The organism is Streptomyces sp. DvalAA-14 (assembly GCF_900091855.1).
Taxonomy (GTDB): Bacteria; Actinomycetota; Actinomycetes; order Streptomycetales; family Streptomycetaceae; genus Actinacidiphila.
Genome location: NZ_FMCH01000267.1, coordinates 1 through 7087, shown reverse-complemented (window position 1 = coordinate 7087; position 7087 = coordinate 1). Strand labels below are relative to the sequence as shown.

The 7087-nt window shown below is 71.0% G+C and carries 5 protein-coding genes and 1 pseudogene; 4 read left to right on the top strand and 2 right to left on the bottom strand.

All coding sequences use genetic code 11. The annotated features are described in order from the left end of the window. Together GA0115240_RS13770 and bfr are read left to right on the top strand one after the other, a co-directional pair. On the top strand, nucleotides 1-847 hold an 847-nt coding region (locus GA0115240_RS13770), incomplete at its 5' end, for a Stk1 family PASTA domain-containing Ser/Thr kinase (RefSeq protein ID WP_141708830.1). An 85-nt stretch (nucleotides 848-932) separates the two neighbouring features. Next, nucleotides 933-1424: a bacterioferritin gene (bfr, locus tag GA0115240_RS13765; protein ID WP_093736964.1), complete on the top strand. Its 492-nt coding sequence runs from the start codon at nucleotides 933-935 to the stop codon at nucleotides 1422-1424. Nucleotides 1425-1440: 16 nt separating this feature from the next. Here bfr and GA0115240_RS13760 read toward each other — a convergent pair whose 3' ends face one another. Both GA0115240_RS13760 and GA0115240_RS13755 read right to left on the bottom strand, forming a co-directional pair. Next, a complete protein-coding gene (locus GA0115240_RS13760) occupies nucleotides 1441-1692 on the bottom strand; it encodes a (2Fe-2S)-binding protein (protein WP_093736963.1) in 252 nt (83 codons plus the stop codon). Nucleotides 1693-1906: 214 nt separating this feature from the next. Beyond that, on the bottom strand, nucleotides 1907-3256 hold the full coding sequence (locus GA0115240_RS13755) for a class II 3-deoxy-7-phosphoheptulonate synthase (protein WP_093736962.1): 1350 nt from the start codon (nucleotides 3254-3256) through the stop codon (nucleotides 1907-1909). 221 nt (nucleotides 3257-3477) lie between these two features. Here GA0115240_RS13755 and GA0115240_RS13750 point away from each other — a divergent pair, with 221 nt between their 5' ends. Both GA0115240_RS13750 and GA0115240_RS13745 read left to right on the top strand, forming a co-directional pair. After that, a complete protein-coding gene (locus tag GA0115240_RS13750) occupies nucleotides 3478-6321 on the top strand; it encodes an N-acetylmuramoyl-L-alanine amidase (protein WP_237554856.1) in 2844 nt (947 codons plus the stop codon). A gap of 232 nt (nucleotides 6322-6553) precedes the next feature. Continuing rightward, nucleotides 6554-7087: pseudogene (locus GA0115240_RS13745) on the top strand (phenazine-specific anthranilate synthase component I); the annotation flags it as partial.

The following is a 7087-nucleotide window of genomic DNA, read 5'->3' as shown; positions in this document are numbered from 1 at the left end:
CGTGCTGGTGCTGCTGGCCCTGCTCGGCGCCGGAGCGGGCGTCTGGTACGTGATCGACGGCCAGTTCACCTCGGTGCCCGCCGTGCTCTCCCTGCCCCAGGACACCGCTCGGCACAAGCTCTCCGCGGCCGGCCTGGACAGCACGGTCAAGCAGGACTTCTCGCTGACCGTGCCGCGCGGCAGCGTGATCGGCACCGACCCGGGCCCGGGCGGCCGGGTCCGCAACAACGGCACCGTGACCTTGATCGTGTCCAAGGGCCCGCAGCGGGTCCGGGTGCCCACGGTCAAGGGCCGCTCACTGGCGGCCGCCCGGCAGGAGCTCACCGGGGCCGGGCTGGTCCCGGGCACCGTGACCAGGTCCTTCAGCGACAGCGTGCCGCAGGGGCAGGTGATCTCCACCGATCCGGCCGGCGGCGTCGACCGCTCCCCGGACAGCCCGGTGGCCCTGACCGTCTCGCGCGGCGCCGCCGTGGATCTCCCGGACGTGATCGGTGACCCGGTGCCCGACGCCCAGCAGCAGTTGGAGGACGCCGGGCTGAAGGTGGCGCTCGCCCCGGACGAGGTGTTCTCGGACGAGGCGGACAAGGACACGGTGGCGAAGCTGTCGCCGGCGGGCCCCTTTGGCGCGGGCGACACCGTGACGATCACCGTCTCCAAGGGCCAGCAGACCTTCGACGTGCCGGATGTCACCGGCAAGAGCACGGACGACGCGCAGGACATCCTCAAGGCGGCCGGCTTCGACACCCGGGTGATCAACCTGTTCTTCGGCGACACCGTCTTCAGCCAGTCGCCGGGCGGCGGCAACCAGGCACCGAAGGGCGCCACCATTACCCTCTGGGTGCGCTGAGCAAGCCCGCGCTTACTGGATCACGCCGAGCCGTGGTGCGAGGATGCGGGCGACAGTCGAGCCCCGAGGGAAGGACGGCGTGGCCATGCAGGGCGATCCTGAGGTCCTCGAATTCCTCAACGAACAGCTGACCGCCGAGCTGACCGCCATCAACCAGTACTTTCTGCACGCGAAGATGCAGGAGAACTTCGGCTGGCTGAAGCTCGCGAAGTACACCCGGTCCGAATCGTTCGACGAGATGCGGCACGCCGAGCTGATCACCGACCGGATCCTGCTGCTGGAGGGGCTGCCGAACTACCAGCGGCTGTTCCACGTCCGGGTCGGGCAGACGGTCACCGAGATGTTCCAGGCCGACAAGCAGGTGGAGGTCGAGGCGATCGACCGGCTGCGGCGGGGCGCGGAGTTGATGCGGGCCAAGAGCGACATCACCTCCGCCAACATCTTCGAGGCGATCCTGGCGGACGAGGAGCACCACATCGACTACCTCGACACCCAGCTGGACCTGATCGAGAAGCTGGGTGAGCCGCTGTACATCGCGCAGCAGATCGAGCAGCCGAGCGGCGACGGCCAGGACTGACGGGCCGGACCGCCGTTCAGGCCGCCCGCACGTCGGACACCGGGGAGACGGCCGCCGCGGAGGACGCCGAGACGGCTGCGGGCAGTGGGCCGGTCCGCATCGCGCCCCGGCCCAGCACGGCCTGGATGCGCTTGACGCAGGAACCGCAGTCGGTGCCGGCCTTGCAGGCGGAGGCGATCTGCCGGGGGGTGCAGCGGCCGTCGTCGGCGTGCTGCCGGACCTGTTGCTCGGTGATGCCGAAGCAGGAGCAGATGTACACGCGGTTCACCGCCGTTTTCGAGCCCGGAGCAACTGAGGTCAGGCTTACCTTACCTGGCACTCCGGGCGGAAGAAAGCGGAGGGGGCCCGGATCGGTGTGATCCGGGCCCCTCGTCGCGCCACCGGCGCCCGCCTGAAGGAGCAGCTGAAGGACCGCCTGGAGGACCGGGCCGCCGGAACGCCTGCCTTCGCGTCCGGCGGGCCCGAGCCCGGCCGGCCCCGGCTCACTGCCCCCGGTACATCTCCGCCACCAGGAAGGCCAGGTCCAGCGACTGGCTGCGGTTGAGCCGCGGGTCGCAGGCCGTCTCGTAGCGCTGGTGCAGGTCGTCGACGAAGATCTCGTCGCCGCCCCCTACGCACTCGGTCACGTCGTCGCCGGTCAGCTCGACGTGGATGCCGCCCGGGTGGGTGCCGAGGGCGTGGTGGACCTCGAAGAAGCCCTTCACCTCGTCCAGCACGTCGTCGAAGCGGCGGGTCTTGTGCCCGGAGGCCGCCTCGAAGGTGTTGCCGTGCATCGGGTCGCAGACCCAGGCCACCCGTGCCCCGGAGGCGGTGACCTTCTCCACCAGCGTCGGCAGCTTGTCGCGCACCTTGTCCGCGCCCATCCGGACCACGAAGGTGAGCCGGCCGGGGTCGCGGTCCGGGTCGAGGCGGTCGATGTAGCTGAGCGCCTCCTCCGGCGCGGTACCGGGGCCGAGCTTGACACCGATCGGGTTGCTGATCCGGGACGCGAACTCGATGTGCGCCCCGTCCAGCTGCCGGGTCCGCTCGCCGATCCACACCATGTGCCCGGAGACGTCGTAGAGCTTGCCGGTCCGTGAGTCGGTGCGGGTCAGCGCCGTCTCGTAGTCCAGCAGCAGCGCTTCGTGGGAGGCGTAGAACTCCACCGTCTTGAACTCGGCGGGGTCGATGCCGCAGGCCGACATGAAGTTCAGCGCGTTGTCGATCTCGCGGGCCAGTGCCTCGTAACGCTGCCCGGACGGCGAGGACTTGACGAAGTCCTGGTTCCAGGCGTGCACCTGCCGCAGGTCGGCGTAGCCGCCGGTGGTGAAGGCCCGCACCAGGTTCAGGGTGGAGGCGGAGGCGTGGTACATCCGCTTGAGCCGCTCCGGGTCCGGGATGCGGGCCTCGGGGGTGAACTCGAAGCCGTTGACCGAGTCGCCGCGGTAGGTCGGCAGCGTCACGCCGTCCCGCGTCTCGGTCGGCTTGGAGCGCGGCTTGCTGTACTGCCCGGCGATCCGCCCGACCTTGACCACCGGCACCGACGCGGCATAGGTGAGCACCGCGCCCATCTGCAGCAAGGTCTTGAGCTTGTTGCGGATCTGGTCGGCGCCGACGGCGTCGAACGCCTCCGCGCAGTCGCCGCCCTGGAGCAGGAACGCCTCACCCTCGGCCACGGCCGCCAGCCGGGAGCGCAGCTGGTCGCACTCGCCGGCGAACACGAGCGGCGGATACGAGACGAGGTCGGCGATCACATCGCGCAGAGCCTCGGGGTCGGGCCACTCGGGCTGCTGCGCCGCGGGAAGAGACTGCCAGGTGTTGCCACCGGTGGGGAGTTCTGCGTTCACGGTCACGCCCCAAGATTACGGGTTCACCGGCCCGGGTTTTCCGTTCGCCCAGAAGATGAGACATGCCGCCCGGCAACCGGACGGACAGGCTCCGCCGCGGACCGGGCGGCCCCGCGAGGGAACCACCGCAACGGCTGCTAGCGTCAGCGCTTCAGGGCGGTCGCCGCCGGAGACTTCCGCCCAGGTGACGGGCGCGAGCGCGCGCCCGACGAGCCGGGGGGCACGCGTTGCCACGCAGTAGACACCGTAGAAGAACATCGCTGATCGCGTACGGGGCCGCCGCGGCGGTACTGGCCGGAGTGGCCACCTACGGGACGATCGCCATAGCCTCGCCGTCGGGGAGTTCCGACGCGGGCGGTACGGACACCCACGCCCTGCAGGACGACTTCGCGGACGCCGCGAAGGAGTTCAAGGTCCCGCAGAGCATCCTGATGGCGGTGTCGTACCGGCAGACCCTGTGGGACTCGCACGACGGCAAGCCCAGCACCACCGGCAACTTCAATGTGATGGGCCTCACCCAGGTCGATCCCGGTGATGTCGCCGCACCGAGCAAGGCCGAGGTCACCGACGAGCTGAACCAGAGCGGCGACCCGGCCAGGACCAAGAAGTTCCACCCGGACGCCGGCCTGCTCAAGGGCGTCGGCGCGGTCGACACCTCCGACCCCCGGCTGCACACGGTGGACGCGGCGGCCAAGCTGATCGGCCAGTCCACCTCCAAGGTGCGCGGCGACAGCAAGCAGAGCGTCCGGGGCGCGGCGGCGCTGCTCGCCCAGTACGAGAAGACCGCGGTCGGCTCGCTGCCGGCCGACCCGGGCCACTGGTACGCGGCGGTCGCCCGCTACAGCCAGTCCCCCGACGCCCAGGGCGCCCAGCTCTTCGCGGACCGGGTGTTCGACACGGTCAAGAGCGGCCAGAGCGCGACCACCGACGACGGCCAGCAGGTCGCGCTGCCCGCCTCGCCCGACGTGGTCCCGGCGAAGACCAGCAAGACGCCGCTGGCCGCCACCGTCACCACCGGCCCGGCGGTCAAGCCGGACACCGCGGCGACGACGCCCACTCCCGAGTGCCCGGCCTCGCTGCACTGCACCTTCGTGCCGGCCGCGTTCAAGCAGAACAGCTCGGACAAGGCCGACTACGGCAACTACGACGTCACCAACCGGCCCGCCGATGGAGAAACGATCAACCAGATCGTCATCCACGACACCGAGAGCAGCTACGCCAGCGCCGTCAGCAGCTTCCAGGACCCGACGGCCTACGCCAGCTCGCACTACATCGTCCGTGCCTCCGACGGCCTGGTCACCCAGCTGGTCCCGACCAAGGACACCGCCTGGCACGCGGGCAACAAGACCGTCAACATGCACTCGATCGGCATCGAGCACGAGGGCTACGCGATCAAGTCCGGCAGCTGGTACAGCGAGCCGGAGTACGAGTCCTCGGCGCAGCTGGTCCGCTACCTGAGCGCGCTGTACAACATCCCGCGCGACCGCGAGCACATCATCGGCCACGACGACGTGCCCGGTCCGCTGGACGACTACGTCGGCGGCATGCACTGGGACCCGGGACCGTACTGGGACTGGAACCACTACATGACCCTGGTGCTGGCGCCGGACGGCGCCAGCGGCGCCGGCGCACCGCTGCGCGCCGGCCAGGTGATCCGGGTGGTGCCGCCGTACACCACCTCGAACCAGCCCGCCGTCACCTACGGCGGGGTGGCCCAGGCCGCGCATCCGACGAACTTCGTCTACCTCTACACCACGACGTCCTTCAGTTCCGCCCGCCTCGGCGACCCGTATCTGCACGGCGGGACCGCGGGTACCTCGGAGGGACCCGACTGGGGTGACAAGGCGGTGGCCGGCGAGCGCTTCGTCGTCGCCCAGATGTCGGGCGACTGGACGGCGATCTGGTACGGCGGCCAGAAGGGCTGGTTCTACAACCCGGGCGGCCAGTACTCCTCCGTGGTCGGCACCACCGCCACCACCGTGATCACCCCGGCCGCCGGGCGCACCACCATCCCGGTGTACGGGCGCGCCTACCCGGAGAGCGCCGCCTACACGGGCACGAACGTGCCGGTGCAGGCCGACAACGACAAGGCGCTGACCAAGTACGCGATCGCGGCCGGGCAGTCCTACGTCCCGGCCGGGCCCGCGGTGACCGGTGACTTCTTCTACGCGGAGAACTACGACAACAGCGCGCCGGGCGACCACACCCGGGTGACCGGCAGCAACCAGTTCTTCCCGATCCGCTTCGACCACCGGATCGCCTACGTCAAGACCACCGATGTCGCGCAGATCAGCTCGAAGCCGCCGCTGGCCGGCGCCACCCGCTACGACGTGCTGGCGCGCGACGCGGCCGGCACGCTGTGGCAGTACCAGGGCTCCAGCAACGGCGCGAGCCCGTTCCTGGCCAAGTACCAGGTCGGCAAGGGCTGGACGATGTACAACGCGGCCACCGCGCTGTCCCCGCCGCGCGCGGACGGCACCGGTGACGTGGTGGCCAGGGACTCCTCGGGCACCCTCTGGTACAACCAGGGCACCGGCAACATCAACGCCCCGCTGAAGTCGCGCGTCAAGGTCGGCACCGGCTGGAGCGGGTACTCCCTGATCACCGGGGTCGGCGACGTCACCGGCGACGGCAAGGCGGACCTGGTCGCGCGCGACAGCAAGGGCACCTTGTGGCTGTTCAAGGGGACCGGCACCGCCGCGGTGTTCTCGGCCCGGGTCTCGATCGGCACCGGCTGGAACAGCTACAACCTGCTCTCCGGCCTCGCCGACGTCACCGGCGACGGCAAGGCGGACATGATCGCCCGTGACACCGGCGGCACCCTGTGGCTGTTCAAGGGCACCGGCAGCGCCACCACCCCGTTCGCGGCGCGCGTCAAGCTCGGCAGCGGATCGGCCTGGAAGGCGATCGTCGGCGCCGGCGACCTGAGCGGCGACGGCAAGGCGGACATGCTGACCCGGGACAGCGCGGGCAAGATGTGGCTGTTCAAGGGCACCGGCAGCGCCACCGCCCCGTTCGCCGCCAAGGTGCAGGTCGCGGCGGGCTGGAACATCTACGGGATGCTCCTGTGACGCCCGGCGCGGGCGCCGCTCGGCTCCCGGTACGGTAAGGTCGGCCGCATGACCGCGCCGATGCGCCAGACGCTCCGTCAGGACTGGTGGTGGACCGCTTTCCGGGCGGCCCACTGACCCATCGCGCGAACGACCACTTCGCGAAGGCCGCCCCTCAGGGGCGGCCTTCGGCGTTTCCCGGCCCGGCCGCCCCAGGGACATCCCCCGTGAGATCCCCTGGAAGGAAACCGCCGTGGCTCCGACCCCCGCTCAACTCGTCCAGCGCCTGCTCGCCCCCGACTGCGGGCCGTTCGCCCTGCTGCACCGCCGTACTCCCGGCCACCCGGAGGGCATCGTCGAGGTGCTGCTCGGCCCGATCGAGGAGGCCGGGCTGCTCACCGGTATCGCGCTGCCCGCCGGCGCGCCCGGCGCCCCGGTCACCGACGCGCTCGCACTGGTCCCCTACCGGCAGATCCACGAGCGCGGCTTCGACGTCCGCGACGACGGCACCCCGCTGACCGTGCTGCGGCCGCGGGAGGCGTACGAACTCCTGCTCGCCGGCCTGCTGGCGGCCCTGCCCGGGCGGGAGGTGCGGGTCGAGGGCGGCGCCTTCGACGTGGCGGACGAGGACTACGCCGCCATCGTGCGGCGGGTCGTCGAGGACGAGATCGGCCGCGGCGAGGGCGCCAATTTCGTCATCCGCCGCACCTTCCGAGGCACGGTGCCGGACTGGGGGCCCGGGGCGGCGCTGGCGCTGTTCGGCCGGCTGCTGCGCGGCGAGCGCGGC